We start from the raw sequence: 17,415 nt of genomic DNA, 5'->3' as shown, positions 1-17,415 counted from the left end.
GTCGGAATTCCATTGCTTGGCGCGGCGCGTGTGGCTTTGGAAGCAAAGTCCGGGAACGCCCAGATCCCTGGCCATTGTGAGAAGCCGGGTCAGAACCCGGACTGCGTCCCACAAAAGCGTGGAGTCCGTGGGAGGGTGAATGTTGCTTTCCACCACCGTGCAGTCAATGCGGATCTCCCGCCCCGCCTCGATTTTCGGCATAGCCCAGGATGAGGCGGTTGATCTTCTCCCAGGTCTCTGCCGAAAGGGCGTTGATGTTTTTTTGCAGCGTGGACTTCTTATACTCCTGGCCAATGCCGATCCGGTAAAAGGCTTTCAAACAGGTCGAATCCGTCAAATAAAAAGCCAGGGACCGGTACTGGCAGCCGAACAGGACTTTGACGATAGCCGCCAACTCCCTGGCTTGTTCAAGGTCCCGGTGACAGGCGGGCGTCAGCGGCATTTGTTTTTGACGGATTTCGCGCATTCTGGTTTTGGCTCCTTTCTTGTTTTGGTTATGATTTTAGTTGGTTGGCGCTTTCTAAATACCATATCCAGCAAGAAAAATCCACTCCATTTTGCGCGATTTTAGTTTTAATACTAATAAGTTATCCTATATGGACAGACGCTGGTATTGGACCCCATGAATAAAAACAAGGTGCTGAAGGATCTGGTTCCGGCCAAGGCGAAGAAGGCTGAGGCTGAAGAACAGGAAGAGGAAGGAGGAGGAGAAATGGCCCAGGACATAAACAGCGTGGACTTGATCGTGCGCAGGGAGATCGAAGCCCTGATCGCGTCGCCGCTGATCGAAGCCTATTCCCAGGAGTTCGGCAAGGAAGCCTCGGAGGCCGTGGCCCAAAAGGTTATCCAAAAGCTGGCTTTGGAAGCCGGCAAAATGCTAAAGATGTTTGCAGGAGGCGACACCATGGAGCATTTACAGCGCGCCCTGCCCTTGTTCAGCCAGGGAGGAGCGTTGGAGTTCGACATCGTGGAGGCCTCGGAAAAAAAGGCGGCGGTCAATGTCACCCGCTGCAAGTACGCCGAAATGTACAAAGAGCACGGCTTGGAAAAATTCGGCTGCTTGCTGGGCTGCGGCAGGGATTTCGCCTTGATGGAGGGGTTCAACCCAAAAATTAAATTCACCCGAACACAGACCATAATGGAAGGGGCGGACTACTGCGATTTTCGATTTGAAATCGAGGAGTAATGCTGCCCCGCCCCGAACGCAATCAGCCGTCCGAAAGGGATCGCCCTTCGGATAATCAAGGGAGGCGTCTTATGACACACGAAGCAATCCAGTTACTGTCCGAATATCTCAGGATCAACACCACCAATCCGCCCGGCAATGAAGGCGAGGCGGCGGGGTTTCTGGAAAAGGTCCTTATTCATGATGAGGCCTCCTGTAAGATCTATTCATCCCATGCGGGCCGGGCGTCATTAAAAGCCGTCCTGCCCGGGACGGGCGAGAAGCCTCCCTTGATTCTGCTGAATCATATGGACGTTGTGCCTGCAGATCCTTCCGAATGGAGCTTCGACCCGTTCAGCGGCGAGATAAAGGACGGATTCGTCCACGGCCGGGGCGCCCTGGACATGAAGGGCCTGGGAATTCTGGAGTTGGTAGCTTTCTTGGAATTGAAGCGAAAGGGCGTTGAGTTGTGCAGGGACCTGATTTTCCTGGCCGTCGCTGACGAGGAAACCGGCGGCGCCCACGGCGCCCGGTTTCTGACGGATAATTACCTGGAAGATTTCGCCGGCGGGGTTGTGATTAACGAAGGAGGCTTCGGCGTTAAAGGAATCCTCCCGACCAAAACCCTGCACATGATTTCCACGGCGGAAAAAGGGCCGTGCTGGCTGAAGTTAAGCCGGGCGGGCCTTCCGGGCCACGGATCCATGCCTCACGGCCAAAACGCCTTGGAGGAGCTGGTCAAGGCGTTAAACAGGCTTTTAACCGTGGATCGTCCGCTGGAAGTCGCCCCCGTGGTTGGGGAATATTTCAAGAACATGGCCTGTGAATGGGATTTCCTCGCCCCCTACGTGGAAGACGGAAACCCGGACACCCTGGTGCGCATTCTGACGGAAACCGGCCTGGCGGCCATGCCCCAGCTTGGCGCCATGCTTAAAAACACCATCAGCCTGAACCTGCTCAGGGCCGGTGAAAGCGGCAACGTAATCCCCAGCAAGGCGGTCGCCCAGTTGGACGCACGGCTGCTTCCAGGCCAGGACGCCGATGAATTTGTCGGCCAGGTTAAGGAATGGCTGGCTGATGACGCCGTGGAAGTCGAAAAGGTCATGAATTTCCCGGCCACGTCATCTCCACTGGATCATCCGGATTATTTGACCATCAAAGATGCGCTGCAAAAACGATTTCCCGAAGACATTGTCACCCCCTCGCTTACCGCCGGCACCACGGACTCCCGCTTTTTCCGGGCCAAAGGCATGGAGGCTTACGGAGTCTTTCCTGTCACGGTTCCCATGGAGCATTTGAAAATGATTCATGGGATTGACGAAAAAATTTCAGAGGAGAACCTGGTTCAGGGCGCCGAGGCGTTCACGGACGTGGTTCTTGCACTGTGTAAGGCAGGATAGGAGAGCGCATGAAAAAGAAGGGTTTGATTAAAAACCTGTCCATGATAGGGCCGACCGCCATTCCGGCGGCCTCCTCCATGGGGCTCGGCGCGGCGCCTCCTGCATCATGGGCGGCTCCCATCTCGGGTATAATATTTTGTGGATGGCCTTGCTGAGCGGTTTTCTCGGGCTCTGGTTTCTTTCATGGGAGGCAGGGTGTGCATTGTGGGCATAAAAAAAAGCGTTATGGACGCACATATAAACTCTCCATTGCTCAATACTGGGCTGATTATTGCCTCATTCTTAATTGCGCAGGATCTGTCGCCTCGGTAATGCAATTACCATTCGACCGTTTTCTGCGGCTGGAGGAACGGGTATATGGCTTTTACAGTTAAAGATATATTAAGCATCCAGGTGGCTCCTGCGTTGGGTTGCACGGAGCCCGCCGCTGTAGCCTTGTGCGCCGCAGCCGCGGCCTCCCTCCTGCCTGAAAAAGCGTCCATCGAGGCTTTGGAAGTGCAGGTGGACCCCAATATCTTCAAAAACGGCTTGGCGGTCCTCATCCCGGGCACGGACGGCCTGAGCGGTCTGGATATGGCCGCCGCCCTGGGCGCTATTGGCGGAAATCCGGCCAAAAGCCTGGAAGTCCTGGGCGAGACCGGCCCCGAGGATGTCAAACAAGCCCGGGCCCTTATCAAGGACGGCAAGGTTCGGCTGAATCTTCTCGCCGACCACAAAGGCTTGTTCATCAGGGTTATTGTCATGGCTGGGGAAAGCAGGGCCGAGGCTGTGGTCGAATCCATGCACGACAACATTACCCAGTTGGCTTTGGACGGCGAGCAGGTCGAGAATTCCTCTTTAATAGCCCCGAAAGAATCCAGCAAAAACGCCAGGGCCGGGGAATTGGAGCATTGGTTGAAAGGTCTCAGCCTGCAGCAGTTGATGGACTTGCTGGATGACCTGGATGCCGAAGACCTGGCCTTTTTGGAAGAAGGCCTGGACGCCAATATGAAGCTGGCCGATTACGGGTTGAAACACGGTCCTGGTCTGGGCGTGGGCAAAACCCTGGACCGCTTGGTGAGGCAGCGCCTCATTGCCCGGGATATGATTCTGGACGCCCGCATACTGACCTCGGCTGCGGCGGACGCCAGAATGGCGGGCGTGAACCTGCCCGCCATGTCGTCCGCCGGCAGCGGCAACCACGGACTGACAGCCATTCTGCCCATCAAGGCGGTCCACAAATACCTGGAGAGCGACCATGAATCCATGCTCCGGGCCATCGGCCTGAGCCATATCGTCACAGCCTTTGTAAAATCCTTTACCGGGCGCTTATCCGCCGTGTGCGGCTGCTCAGTGGCCGCCGGGGCGGGCGCAGCGGCCGGCGTGACCTACCTCATGGGCGGCAACGCCAATCATATTGCGGACGCCATTAAAAACCTGATGGAAGACCTGGCAGGCATTATTTGCGACGGCGCCAAAAGCGGTTGCGCCTTCAAGCTGTCCACAGCCGCCGGGACGGCGGTTCAAGCGGCGCTTTTCGCCCTCCAGGGGGTGAAAGTCATGGAGACGGACGGCATCATCGGAGCTTCGCTGGAAAAAACCACCCAAAACCTGGGCGCTCTAAGCACGGAAGGCATGATTGAAACGGACCGCACCATCCTGAAAATAATGCTGGAGAAGCAGTTTTCGCCAGGCTAATCAAAGGAACATGATGCATCCATTCGTTGTCGCAAGGTCTTCTCGCCAAGTAGACGCAAGGTCTCCTCGTGCAAAAAGCTGAACAAAAACCGCGCAGCTACCCACTGTGCAAAGCGTCGTGCACGCCTTTCGCCAGATCCCGGTAGACAAAGGGCTTTTGGACAAAATGCGTGGTTTCATCCAGAACGCCGTGCTGTTCAATGACGCTGGCTGTGTACCCGGACATAAAAAGCACCTTGCAATCCGGGCGCAGCCTTTGAACGGCTTCGGCAAGGTCCTTCCCGTTCATTCCCGGCATGATGACGTCGGTGACCAGCAAGTCTATTGCGCCTTCATGCAGTTCGGCGAGGCGCAGCCCTTCTTCGGGATTGCTTGCGGCCATGACCTTGTATCCTAGCCTGGAAAGCATTCTTTCCCCCATTTTCATGATGGACTCTTCGTCTTCAACCAGCAGAATTGTTTCTCCGTTTCCATGGCGGATTTCCTGGACTTCCTTGGTCTCCCTCCCCTTTTCCGGGTTTTCGCATTTGGGCAGATAGACCTTAAAAACGGAACCCCAGCCTTTTTTGCTGTCTACGATTATGACTCCGTTATTCTGCTTAACAATTCCATAAATAGTAGCCAGGCCCAGCCCCGTCCCCTTGCCCAGTTCCTTGGTGGTGTAAAAGGGCTCGAAAAGGCGCTTAAGCGTTTCATCATCCATGCCCTGGCCATTGTCCTGGACTGAAATCAGGCAATACTCTCCCGGCGTGAAGTCGCGGTGCATCGCGCAAAACTTGGAGGTGGCGACGGCTTGCTCGGTTTGGATGATGACCTTGCCGCCTCCTTCTATGGCCTGTCCGGCATTGACGCAAAGGTTCGCCAAAATCTGATCCAGTTGCGAGGGATCGATTTTTACCTCCCCCAGGTCCGGGCCAGGCCGCCATTCCAGTTCTATGTCCTCCCCAATGAGCCTTCGCAGCATCTTCAGCATGTTGGTTATGGAATCGTTCAGGTCAAGAACTTTTGGAGCAACGGCCTGTTTTCTGGCAAAGGCCAGCAATTGGCGCGTCAGGTCTGCGGACCGCAGGGCTGCAGTATGAATTTCCTTTAAATCTAAATAGATTTCGTTATTCTCATCCATGCGATCCAGCGCCATTTCTGCAAAGCCTAGTATGACGCTCAGCATGTTGTTGAAATCATGGGCCACTCCGCCTGCAAGCCTTCCCACGGACTCCATTTTCTGAGACTGGTAAATCTGCTCTTTAAGCTCCGCCTTTTCCTGCTCGGTTTTACGCTGCTCCGTGACGTCATGAAAAGTAACGCATACGGCGATATTTTTGCCCCCGCTATCGTAAACCGGAGACGCGCTGGCCTCCACCATAATCTCCTTTCCGTCCGCGTGCCTGAACAAATACTCCTCGTTGGCCGCCGCCTCCCCCCGAAAAGCCCTTGGACCGGGCATTTGGTCCAGGGGAATTTCCTTGTGTCCGTCAATGGTAAAAAAACGCGCGTCAAGCGATTCCGAAACTTTAGAGTCAATGTTGTCCCGTCCCTGTGACCACTCTCCCATAAGCCTGGCCGACTCGTCATTTTCTATGACGACGCTGATAAGACCGTCCTTTTCCTCCAGAATCTGCACTGCAAATGGAGCTTGCTTGATAACCGCCGTAAGCAAGGTATTGGTTTTCCATATTTCCTGCCGAGCCTGTTTTTGTTCGGTTATATCGTCAACAAACGCCAAGAAACGGTCCTCGCTTAAGCGAACGGCGCATATGCTTATATTTCTGATTTTTCCATCTTTACGCCTGATTATTGATTCCCCGTTAAAAGCGCCCTGGGAAAGAAACGCGTTATAGTTTTGGTTGGGGTCTTTGTTCTCTTCCTTAACAATCAAGTCGGGAACCTTTCGCTTAAAAAGTTCCTCTTTGGTGTAGCCGGTTATCCGCTCAGCAGCCGGATTGGCGTCCATGTATCTCCACTCCCTGTCGGCCGTAAAAATCCCGTAAGGCGCATTTTCCACATAGCTGCGCCATTTGTTTTCACTGGCTTTCAATTCTTCTTCGGCTTGTTTTCTTTCAACCAGCATCAGGTTGATTTGCCGGGCGATGTCCTTGAATTCCGAGAAGTGCAGGTCGTCGGTGTCTATACTGATGGACTTCCTGGCCGCCTGCTGAAAAAAACGGGTCAGGGACTGGACGGACGCCTGAATATTGCCGGAAACCATGCGCGACGCCGCAAAGACGATAGCCAAGAGAACAAATAAAACGATAAGGCTTCGTAGTATTTTGACTCTCAGATCACTTAAAAGCGCCTTTTCATTGGCTGCTATGGCGGGCTCGATACTATCCAGATAAACGCCGGCGCCAATGATCCATTCCCATTGGGGAACGGCCAGGACATAGGATATTTTGGGAGAAAGAGCATCAGATCCCGGCCTATGCCAGGAATAACGAACAAACCCCCCGCCGGGCTTCCTGGCCGCCTTTTGCTGCTCCTGGATGATTTTTACGCCGTTAGGGTCCGTCAAGTCCTGGATGCTTCCGGACTCAACGGTGATCTCTCCTGCGGAGAAAAGAGAGTCGCCGTCAAAAGTGCTCCCGAAAAAATACCCGGCGGGCTCAAATCGAAGATCCTTTATGCGGTTTAATACCTCGCTTTGAACCATGTGGGTGTAGTCATCCAGGTACTCGCCCGTGCCTATAACCCATCCAAGGGGCTCAAATAGCTTTACATAGGCGATCTTGGGAAAACTGCCCTGCTTTTCGCCCGGCTTGGTCCAATAATAGGTGTAAAATCCTTCTCCCTTTTCGCGGCAGAGGGAGAGCATGTCTTTGACCACATATTTACCGTCGTCGGAAACCATGGAAAGCATGTTTGTGCCTTCCAATTCAGGACGGTCCGCAAACAACTCCTCAACACCGTCCAGATTGAATGCGAAATAGTACCCCCGGCCCTGGTTGAAGCGAATGGGCCTTAAAGCCTCCCTGATCATATTTTGGACCTTTTCCGCAGGCTCGGAGGCTGCGTACTCGTTGTACAGGCCGGAGGCTATATCATGCGCGCTATTGACGTGGCTTTGCAGGGATTCTTTCAGCCGTTTCTCCGTCAGGTTTCCGTTGTAATCGATGTAGTCCCTGACTTCATTCACCTTGGAGCTCAGCAAAGCCTTCTGTTGATCCATGAATTCCTGACGCATGACGGCGGATTGCTTCCTGAAGGCTGCATAATCGCTATAAACCAGGACCAAAGTCCAGCTGACAAGGGAAGCCAGTGCAATGGCCGCCATGTAACGCAAAAAAAGATTTCTCAGGCTGTTTGGATCTCTTGGCGCCATAGGTTCTCCGTATGAATAAAGAGTTGTTGCGGGGCGTCCTTCGCCCTCACGCTGCAGAGCCGCTCCCTGCCCGCCGTATATGCTGGTATGATATTGGATTTTAGAGGAAACCAACTCAATGGGGTATCGGCAGCTACATGCGGAAATTAAACCACAATTTATACCGCCAGGCCAAGTTTTGTTTGTCCCTAAGGGTGGTCCCGGAATCTGTCCGCATGGAAAGGATGCCTCGCACCTGCAAGGCAGGGGGACATATCAACTGCCGGCGCTTTGGCCGTGCAATAAGCGAGGTAGCCTAAATGATGCAATGCCGTTTGGAACAGCCTTAAAGAACCTGGGCTCAATGGCCGATACCCCTGAAATGCCATGATTTTCATGCGGCTTCCGGCTTTCCATGGCGACCTCCTTCTTGACCTTTGGGTATTGGGTTGTTATCTTTAAGAATCAAAGGCGGAGAGACTAAGAGGGGCTTGCGCCCCTTTTATATATGGAACGAGTGGAGTATGAAGACGATACGTTTTTTGCAATCGCCAACTAAAGAGGAAGTAGCCCGCATTGTGGAGCTTTATAAAGGCCAGGGCTGGTGGGAGGAAGGGAAGGAAGGTCCGGATTTGGTCGTTCGCATTATCCAGGGAAGCCATTATTTTGCTGCGGCTGAAGTGGAAGGGAGGATCGTCGGCATTGGAAGAGCTATCAGCGACCGCGCCAGCGATGCATATGTGCAGGACGTGCTGGTGGATCCTGATTTCCGGAAGCAGGGCATCGGCCGTTTAATCGTGCAGGAGTTGACGGAAAAGGTGCACGGCGACGGCCTGCGTTGGATCGGCGTGGTAGCGGAGAAAGGCTCTGCTCCTTTTTACACCCCTCTGGGATTTGAAGAAATGCCCGGGGCCACCCCCATGTTAAAAACCAGGAAGTAGATTATTTCATGAATTTTCGGCCGGTAAGACCTAAAGACTACCAACGGGTTCAACCCTTTTTTAAGAACATGCAACATGAGTTGTGCGCCTATTCGCTGGACTCCATGATGGTATGGCACAACGAAGGCTATTCCCCCTATTGGGACGTCCATGACGACGCCTTGGTTGTGTGCGTCCGGTTTGCAGACAAGAGAAAAAATCCCTACATGATTCTGCCTATTGCTCCGGGCAGGGAGTTCACGCCCGAGGACTTGGCGAAATTCGCCGACAAAGCCGGAATCGGGAAATTTCACTTCGTGTCCAAGGCCTACATCGCCAAATACGGACGGGAACGTTTATCCTCCCTGTTTTCCGTGCGCTCCCATGTGGAATACCATGACTACATTTACGCAACCGAGGACCTGGCGACCCTGAAGGGCTCGAAATATTCCAAAAAGCGGAATCTCATCAACCAGTTCAAAAAGAATTACATCAATCAGGGCAAGGTGGAGATTCAGGATTTGCAGGAGGAGCACACCGCCGAGTGCCATGACTTTTTGGATGAATGGTGCCGGCAAAGGGATTGCGGCAGAGACATGGAAGATGATCTGGCCTGTGAAAAACGGGCCGTACAGAACGCCTTGCGCTACTGGACCCAGCTGCGTTTTAAGGGAACTGTGGTGCGCGTGAACGGAGAGATCCGGGCCTTTGCCATCGGCTCGCATTTGACTTCCAGCATGGGCAACCTGAATTTTGAAAAGGCCGACGCAGACGTCAAAGGCCTGTATCAGTATCTGGACAGAGAGAGCGCAGCGCGTCTGTTTGACGGCTACGAGTTTATTAATAAGGAAAGCGACATGAATCTGCCGGGATTAGCCCATGCCAAACAATCTTATTATCCCGTTAAAATGGTTCATTCGTATAAGCTCATCCTTCGTTAAAGGGGCGCTGCATGAGCTCGTATAGCAAGCAGGACGGCGACATTCGCAGGCGTATGCTTTTTTCCTTGGGAATGGCCCTGCTTGTCATGCTTGCCCTATCCGCTTACACCCTGAAATGGGTGGGCGACCGCTACACCCAACGCCTTTTAGTCACCGAGTTGCAGGCTGCCGCGCGCATATACGAAAAGGAAACCGCCCTGGAAAGCGCCACGCTTTCCAGGCTGGCTATTTTTTTGTCCAGGGACGAACGCATTTTTGACGCCTGGATAGACAACTCTCAGGCCCTGCTTCAAAAACAAGCCCAACCTCTTTTTAACAGCCTGAATGAACAAAACAGGGTGGATCGCCTCGCTTTTTGGGGCGCTGACGGCCGATGCCTGGTCAGCCTGGATGACCCGGAAGGCTGTATAGACGCCATGCCGGGCAAGACAATGGCGACGGCTGTTCACTCCGGGGTTCCTCACACAGGCTTTGACCTGGATCCTTCCGGGAAGCTGTATCTTGTCCGGGTATTGCCGGTCTATTTTGAAGGGGAAAACAACCTGTTGGGCTACCTGGAAATAGGCAAGAACGTCCAATACGTTGTGGAGGAATGCTCCCGGATTTTGGGGCATCGCATGTTCGTCCTTCTTAATAAGGATTATTTGGACCAAAAAGCCTGGGAAGAAGCGTACAAGCCCCATGAAAACCCGGGCGCCTGGCTCGACAATGATTTTTTTGCGCCTGAAAAGCCTTCCTCCGCCGAGTTCTTAAAAAGCCTGCACAAATTGCTGAAGAAGGACGGCATCAGGCAAAGCGCCCGGGTCTCGTTAATTGAAATCGATGACAAGGTGTATCTGCCGGCCTCCTTTCCATTGAGTGCGGATGATAAAAACCTCATGGGGCTGGCGGTCCTGCTTTTGGACGTGTCTTATAAGGCCGCCGCTTTCAAAACCGCCCGAGTCGTCCTCCTTATATTATGCGGCGCCATTGCACTGGGCCTGTTTTTGTATTTTTTTGTGGATCTGAACAAAGTCCGCGCCAACATTATCAAAAGCCGGAAGGACCTGGAGGCCGAGCTTGCCAGGCGCAAAGAGGCCGAGGAAAAATACCGGACGATTTTCGACAATATCCAGGACGTCTATTTCGAGACTTCCCTGGACGGGGCAGTCCTGGAAATAAGCCCCTCCATCAGCCGGGTGTCGGAATACGGCAGAACCGACGTCCTGGGACGGGCTGTGGGCGACTTTCGGATGGGCAAAGAGGCCAGGGCTGATTTTCTGCGCCGCATTATCACTCAGGGCGAAGTGCGCGATTTTGAAGTCAGGCTCCAAAACAGGAATGGCGCCTTTAAGGACTTCTCCCTCAACTCCCGGCTTGTTTTAAAAGAAAACGGCGCCCCTGATAAAATCGTGGGCGTCATGCGGGACGTCACCGAGCGCCGGCAGGCCCAGCAGGAGCTGCTGGCGGCCAAGGAACGCTTGGAAGAGGCCAACGCGCAACTCGAAGCCTCCATACAGCAGGCCGAGCAACTGGCCAACGAAGCCTTTGTGGCCAATAACGCCAAAAGCCAGTTCTTAGCCAACATGAGCCATGAAATCCGAACGCCCATGAACGGCATTATCGGCATGGCCGCGCTGCTTTTGGACACGCCCCTGGACGGCCAGCAAACCGTTTTTGTGCAAACCGTGAGAAAAAGCGCCCACGCCTTGGTCACGATTATCAACGACATCCTGGATTTCTCCAAGGTGGAGGCCGGCAAGCTGGAATTGGAGGAAGCGCCTTTCAGCCTTCAAGCCGAGTTGGAGGCCATGGGCGACGTCCTGGCGGTCAAGGCCCATGAAAAGGGTTTGGAATACGTGTGCATCATGCACCCGGACGTCCCGGACGCGCTCATTGGAGATTCCATCCGCCTGAGACAGGTTCTCGTCAACATCGTCGGCAATGCAGTCAAGTTCACGGACGCCGGGGAGGTGTCTCTGGAAATTTCCCTGACGGCAAGGGATGAAGCTCAGTGCACCCTTTTGTTTTCCATCAAAGATACAGGCGCCGGGCTGCCCGAGGATAAAATTGAAACCGTATTCGAAGCTTTCGCCCAGGCGGATTCGTCGGTCACCAGAAAGTTCGGCGGCACCGGACTTGGCCTGGCCATATCCCAAAGCCTGGTCCGCCTGATGGGCGGGGAGATCATCGCGGAAAACCGCGAGGCCAGGGGGGCGCATTTTCGTTTTACCGCTTCGTTTGCGCTGCAGGAGCAGGGCGCCGGATACGAATCGTCCGCAATCGATCCATGTCTCGCCGATAAAAAGATTTTGATCGTGGATGACTGCCCGGCGACTCGCACTTCCATCAGTCTCATTTTGGGTCAGTGGGGCTGCCTGTGCCGGGAGGCTTCCGGAGGCCGTTCCGCCCTGGAACAACTCCAAAGAGCCGTGGATAAGCACGCGTCCTTTGACGCAGTGCTGGTGGATCAGGCCATGCCCGACATGGACGGGCCGACCCTGATCCAAAGCATCAAGGAGAATTCCGCTTACGAAGGGGCGAGGCTGGCCCTCATGACGCCCCTGGGCGCTCCCGGCGTCAAGGCGGCCAAGTCCAATCAGGACGCTGCAGCAGTATTAACCAAGCCGGTCCGGAAGAAGCAGCTGTACAACCTGCTGTTGGATCTTTTCGGCAATGCGCCGGAAACCTGTGCAGCGGCCCCGAAGCAAGAAACAAAACCGGAGCCGGACGCTTCCGAATTCACCGTGCTTTTGGTGGAGGACAACCAGGTCAACCAGATGGTCGCCAAAGGCATTTTAAGAAAATTGGGATACAAAACCCTGGTTGTGGAAAACGGACAAGAGGCCTTGGAGTTTTTGGCCGAAAAGCAGGTGGACATTATCCTCATGGACATCCAAATGCCCGTCATGGACGGCCTGGAAGCCACGCGGAGAATCCGGGACGGCCGCCATAAAGTTCTGGATCCCGCCACGCCTATCGTAGCCATGACAGCCAGGGCCATGAAAGGGGATCGGGAAAAATGCCTGGAAGCGGGCATGGACGACTACATAACTAAGCCCATCGACCCCGCCGCCCTAGCTGCGGTTATGGCCGGCCGGCTTGGCGGCGCGTCCGCATCGCTTATACGGAAGCCGGAAAAACCTCAAGGCGTTTTTGATCGCCCGGGCCTGGAGGACAGGCTTCAGGGAGACCTGTCCCAGATGAGCGTCATCCTGAACATTTTTATCACAGATTCCATGAGACAGCTGGAGTTGATCAGAGAGGCCCTGGAAAAGAAGGATCAGGGGGCCCTGAGGGCGGAAGCTCATCATCTAAAAGGCGCGGCAGGCAACGTGGGCGCCGTCCAGGTCTATGAGGTTCTGAGGCAAATGGAGGATTTGGCGCCCCTGGATGACTGGGCCAGGCAGGACGATCTGTTTAATCGGTTGGAAAAGGAGCTGGCGGATTTCATCCGGCGCGTGAATCCTTTAATAGAAACGTTGTCATAAGCCCTATCCCCTTGATGTCCACCGGTCCCCGCTCCTCCATGACGAATTTTTCCTTCAACAGATCATAGGTGCTGCTGCTTACTTGGATTTCTCCGGGCATGCCGTGGGAAGCCATGCGCGAGGCCGCGTTCACCGAATTTCCCCATAAATCGTACGAAAATTTCGTTTTTCCAATGACTCCGGCCACAACGGCCCCGGAATTTATGCCAATCCGCAACTGGAGCGGCTGGCCTATCTCCCTGGCCACCCGGTTAAACTCCCTCATCATATCCAGGGCCATCCGGGCGGCGGATTCGGCATGGTCGGCCCGGAATTGGGGAATTCCGGCCGTGCACATATAAGCATCGCCGATGGTCTTGATTTTTTCCATCCCATGACGGCCGGCCAGATCGTCAAACCGGGAGAATATCCTGTTCAGCAAAGAAACTACCTCATCCGGAGGCATAGTGCGGGAGAGCGTCGTAAACCCCACAATATCAGAAAACAAGATACTTACGTTTTCAAACTCCTCGGTAATGATTCCAGGCCGGCTCCCAAGCTTTTCCGCAATCTCCTCGGGAAGCACGTTATGCAGAAGAGTGCGGGTTTTCTCCTCATGCTGTTCATGCTTTTTTCTGGATTGCTCCGAAGCGATTCCATAATAAATGGCCGCCATGGACATGCTGAACAGGCTAAGGTACAAATTGGCGCCTCTTAAAAACTGAGCCGTCTGAATGTAAGTCAGATACGCCGGGGAGGTTCTGGGGGCCAAATGGGTGAGGGCCGCAAATTCCAAGCCCACGATCAGGCCCAGGGCCGCACCTTGCATCTTACTCCGGCCCGGATATAACAGAGACATCACCATAAGGGGAATCAGGTAATGGTGGAACCCCGTGTAGCCCGAAATATAAACGCTGGCCCAGGCCTGCACGCACTGGCCGAATATGACAAACAGCATGCCGGCCTTTAAACGTCCGCGAGTATTCAGAACCACACCCAGCGCAAAAAGAGCCGCCAAGCCGCCGCATGTTCCCGCCAGAGGGAGCATTCCCTGTTGAATCAGATAAATGCAAAAAGCTGTGTACAGCACCCCCCCTGCACAATACCCATAGGTGGAAAAAAAATAAAACTGCTGAAGCCTGGAGGGCGTGCTCTCCGGCGGTTGTGTGATGAAGGAAAAGAACTTGTTCGGTGTATTGTCTTTCATGTTCCCGGGCTCAAGGGTTGCCTGATCTTAGTTTAAGAAACCGCATATTGCAAGGCGCCTTATCCGGCAAAGGGCGGTGGAAACGGTTTTTTTACACATCGCAATTTCGGGAACCGTTACGGATTTATAGCAGCTATCGGCATTTTTTGCCCGATTTTTTAGCCGGCCGCTGTCCCCGCCCGAATTTGAGAAGTCGCCTTCGCCGCCCGGCGGGATTATGGCTTGCTCGTATTATGCCCCGGAGTCCACAGCCCGGAGCAATCCCCCGCCCTGCAAGGCGGCCGCAGGCAAAAATATTTTTCAGGGCATCAGGAAAAAAAGCTGGGCGGGCGTACCGGAATAGACGCCCTGGTCTGCTTCCGTAAACCAGGGCGTTCCGTTATTGCGTAAATTGTTTCGGGTTTTCCGGCGTCCCAAAATCATTTCGGATTTTTTTTTAAAAAGCGCATCCAAACTGGCAGGTGTAGCCTTTGGTCTGGTAAGAATCTTCGGTGTCGGTCATCCGATACCATGTGGATTGGTACAAAGCCTTCACAAAATAGGAGCTAAAATCCCATCTCAGGCCGACGCCCGCTGTGGTCGTGAGGATGTAGTCCCGGATTTTCAGGTTGGTGCGGCCCCACTGGCCGTGGATGTATCGGGTGCCGACCCCGCCCATAATCATGGGGGTGAGGTGCAGGGCGGTGCCCGGAAAATTATTGGAAAAAAGATATCCTTCGGCATTTAGGGAGACGGTCCAATGATGGGACGTGCAGTATATTTCTCTAAACGCCTCGCTTGAATTAATTTGGAACGTGTTCGACTTGGAGCCCCGGTTGATCAGGTCCACGTAATTATAAAAAAAGGTCCCGTTGATGTTCAGGTAGTCGGTGACTGTCTTGCCCACGCCAAACCCGCCGCCGTAGCTGGCCTCGGCTTCCTGCTCCACCGTGCCGTAAGCTCTCAGTTCGTCATAGGCCGGGACGTAAGTGCGAACCGTGTCTTCGCCATTGTATTGGAGCATGGCAAAATACTCCCACTTGTCCAGACGGCTGAACTTTTCCGCAGCTGCGGCGGAGCCGGCCCATAGGCCCAACAACAAGGCGATGATTAATGCAGTGAATGTAAACCGGATTCCCCCCCTGATCTTCATGCCGTTCCCTCCCGGCCGAGCGGATTTGGGGCCTGCGTTAACAGCCTGTCCCCGTCTCCTCGGCTATGTATTTGGAATAATACTGCGTGTCTTGAAAGTGTACGGATAGACAACCCCAAGGCCTTAATTTTACGAACTATTAAACATATATCAATGGCGCGGGCGTATTTCAAGCGCTTTTACGCCGGCGCCGTCATAGAAACTGGATTTGGCGGTATTTCTGGGGATGTGGAATTGGGCCGGAGTTCATTCCGCATCTTTGCAGCCCGCTTCCACAAGTTTTGGAAGGTTATAACTTGCTAAAAAAGCATATCATCCTTTCATTTTTTATATAAAAATGCTATGGTGGATCCGCGATTGACAAAAGGCCGAACGTCGTCAGGACTCCCGCTTCAGGGTTACCGCTTCCCTAAATCAAAATTTATGAATATTCTCGGAATTTCCGCATTTTATCACGATAGCGCAGCCTGTCTGCTCATGGACGGCCGGATTACCGCCGCAGCCCAGGAGGAGCGCTTTTCCAGGATAAAGCACGATCCCGGATTTCCGGAAAAGGCCGTGGACTTCTGCCTGAAAAAAGGCGGAATACAAGCCCGGGACCTTACCTGCGTCGTCTTTTACGACAAGCCTTTCCTGACCTTCGACCGCCTGCTCATGACCGCTTTGGCGACCGCGCCTTTCGGCCTGCTTCCCTGGCTGAAAGCCATGCCCAAATGGCTTGGCCGAAACCTGCACACGCCCCGGGTCATTAAAAAAAAACTCGGCTGCACATGCCCGGTGCTTTTCACAGAGCACCACGAAGCCCATGCCGCAGCCGCCTTTTATCCCTCCCCGTTTGAAAGCGCCGCCATCCTGACCATGGATGGAGTGGGGGAGTGGGCCGCGGCAAGCTACGGCGCGGGACAAGGCCGCGAAATCCGCTTGTTCAAGGAAATGCATTTCCCCCATTCCCCGGGGCTCCTGTATTCTGCGTTCACAGCGTTTTGCGGGTTCAAGGTCAACTCCGGCGAATACAAGCTCATGGGCCTGGCCCCCTTCGGAGAACCCAAATACAAAGACCTGATCCTCACTGAGCTTGTGGACCTGAAGGAAGACGGATCCCTTTGCCTGAACATGGCCTTTTTCGACTATCTTTCCGCCATGCGCATGACCGGCGAAAAATTTGCTCAACTCTTTGACGGTCCGCCCCGCAAGCCCGAGACCGAAATCACCCGGCGCGAAATGGACCTTGCCGCCAGCATCCAGGCCGTTCTGGAGGAAGCCGCCCTTAAAATGGCCGCCCACGTCCACAAGGAGACCGGGGAGAAAAACCTGTGCCTGGCCGGCGGAGTTGCGCTTAACTGCGCGGCCAACGCCAAAATAGTGCAACAGGGATTGTTCGAAAACATCTGGGTGCAACCGGCGGCGGGCGATGCAGGCTCCGCCTTGGGCGCCGCCCTGGCGGTCTGGCATCGGGTTTGCCAAGAGGATAGAACCGGAAGCGCCTGGCAAGGGCCGTATCTTGGACCGTCCTTTTCCAATAAGGAGGTGCGGGCCTTTTTGGATAAAAACCAATACCCCTTTCATCGCTGCGACGACATGGAGCGGGCGTGGGTCACCGCTCAGCATGTCGCCCAGGGCAAGATTGTGGGATACATGGTGGGCGCCATGGAGTTCGGCCCCCGGGCTCTGGGCGCCCGGAGCATCCTGGGGGACCCCCGAGATCCCCGAACCCAGCAGGTCATGAACAAAAAAATCAAATTCAGAGAGTCGTTCCGGCCTTTCGCCCCGGCCGTCCTGGAGGAAAAAGCCGCCGAATACTTTGACCTGGACCGGCCAAGCCCCTACATGCTTTTTACGGCGCCGCTCCGTGAGGACAAGCGCTTGCCCATGGCCCCGGGATTATCCTCCAAGTCCATGATGGAGCGGCTCAAACAGCCCAGAAGCGGCATACCCGCCGTAACCCACCTGGACTACTCCGCCAGGGTTCAGACGGTCTCCAGGAATGACAAACCGGATTTTTACGATGTGATCAAGGAGTTTGAAAACCACACGGGCTGCCCGGTCATGGTCAACACCAGCTTCAACGTCCGGGGAGAGCCCATCGTGTGCACGCCAAGGCAGGCCTACAATTGCTTTATGAAGACCGAAATGGACGTGCTGGTCATGGAAAACAACATTCTGTACAAGGAGGAGCAGCCTCCTTACCAGGGAGGCCGCAAGGGCGCCTATGCCAAGCCGGATTAAGCC

Annotated in this window: 10 protein-coding genes and 1 pseudogene; 7 read left to right on the top strand and 4 right to left on the bottom strand. The window is 54.3% G+C overall.

Annotation, left to right across the window (positions count from 1 at the left end; all coding sequences use genetic code 11):
* Window positions 1-12: 12 nt before the first annotated feature.
* Window positions 13-391, bottom strand: a pseudogene (locus tag BUE18_RS16840) (ISNCY-like element ISDol1 family transposase); the annotation flags it as partial.
* Window positions 392-622: 231 nt separating this feature from the next.
* Between BUE18_RS16840 and BUE18_RS16835 the strand changes: the two are divergent.
* From BUE18_RS16835 to BUE18_RS16825, 3 genes are all read left to right on the top strand, one after another.
* Complete coding sequence (locus BUE18_RS16835) at window positions 623-1,186, top strand: L-2-amino-thiazoline-4-carboxylic acid hydrolase (protein ID WP_244549335.1); 564 nt, start codon at window positions 623-625, stop codon at window positions 1,184-1,186.
* Window positions 1,187-1,257: 71 nt separating this feature from the next.
* Window positions 1,258-2,565, top strand: coding sequence for a M20/M25/M40 family metallo-hydrolase (locus BUE18_RS16830; protein WP_073477359.1), 1,308 nt, complete (start codon window positions 1,258-1,260; stop codon window positions 2,563-2,565).
* Window positions 2,566-2,922: 357 nt separating this feature from the next.
* On the top strand, window positions 2,923-4,242 hold the full coding sequence (locus BUE18_RS16825; RefSeq protein WP_073477358.1) for an L-cysteine desulfidase family protein: 1,320 nt from the start codon (window positions 2,923-2,925) through the stop codon (window positions 4,240-4,242).
* A gap of 97 nt (window positions 4,243-4,339) precedes the next feature.
* On the opposite strand, the gene BUE18_RS16820 is transcribed toward BUE18_RS16825, so the two are convergent.
* Window positions 4,340-7,558, bottom strand: a complete 3,219-nt coding sequence (locus tag BUE18_RS16820; RefSeq protein WP_073477357.1) for a cache domain-containing protein — start codon at window positions 7,556-7,558, stop codon at window positions 4,340-4,342.
* Window positions 7,559-8,061: 503 nt separating this feature from the next.
* Here BUE18_RS16820 and BUE18_RS16815 point away from each other — a divergent pair.
* Genes BUE18_RS16815 through BUE18_RS16805 form a run of 3 tightly spaced genes read left to right on the top strand, consistent with a single transcriptional unit; the run spans window position 8,062 to window position 12,868 of the window.
* On the top strand, window positions 8,062-8,478 hold the full coding sequence (locus BUE18_RS16815) for a GNAT family N-acetyltransferase (protein WP_073477356.1): 417 nt from the start codon (window positions 8,062-8,064) through the stop codon (window positions 8,476-8,478).
* Between the two features lie 8 nt (window positions 8,479-8,486).
* A complete protein-coding gene (locus BUE18_RS16810) occupies window positions 8,487-9,398 on the top strand; it encodes a DUF2156 domain-containing protein (RefSeq protein WP_073477355.1) in 912 nt (303 codons plus the stop codon).
* 11 nt (window positions 9,399-9,409) lie between these two features.
* The gene (locus tag BUE18_RS16805) at window positions 9,410-12,868 is read left to right on the top strand and encodes a response regulator (protein WP_073477354.1); all 3,459 of its coding nucleotides are present in this window, start codon (window positions 9,410-9,412) and stop codon (window positions 12,866-12,868) included.
* On the opposite strand, the gene BUE18_RS16800 is transcribed toward BUE18_RS16805, so the two are convergent.
* Both BUE18_RS16800 and BUE18_RS16795 read right to left on the bottom strand, forming a co-directional pair.
* Entirely contained in the window at window positions 12,828-14,054 is a 1,227-nt protein-coding gene (locus BUE18_RS16800) for an adenylate/guanylate cyclase domain-containing protein (RefSeq protein ID WP_073477353.1), read from the bottom strand. The genes BUE18_RS16805 and BUE18_RS16800 overlap by 41 nt on opposite strands.
* 436 nt (window positions 14,055-14,490) lie before the next feature.
* Window positions 14,491-15,186: a hypothetical protein gene (locus BUE18_RS16795; RefSeq protein ID WP_073477352.1), complete on the bottom strand. Its 696-nt coding sequence runs from the start codon at window positions 15,184-15,186 to the stop codon at window positions 14,491-14,493.
* Window positions 15,187-15,609: 423 nt separating this feature from the next.
* Here BUE18_RS16795 and BUE18_RS16790 point away from each other — a divergent pair, with 423 nt between their 5' ends.
* Entirely contained in the window at window positions 15,610-17,412 is a 1,803-nt protein-coding gene (locus BUE18_RS16790; protein ID WP_073477351.1) for a carbamoyltransferase family protein, read from the top strand.
* Window positions 17,413-17,415 lie beyond the last annotated feature (3 nt).

The sequence above is a fragment of the Desulfatibacillum alkenivorans DSM 16219 genome, assembly GCF_900142135.1.
GTDB classification, from domain to species: Bacteria; Desulfobacterota; Desulfobacteria; order Desulfobacterales; family Desulfatibacillaceae; genus Desulfatibacillum; species Desulfatibacillum alkenivorans.
The sequence above is the reverse complement of the archived record's forward strand: the minus strand, read 5'-3'. Positions and strand labels throughout refer to the sequence as shown.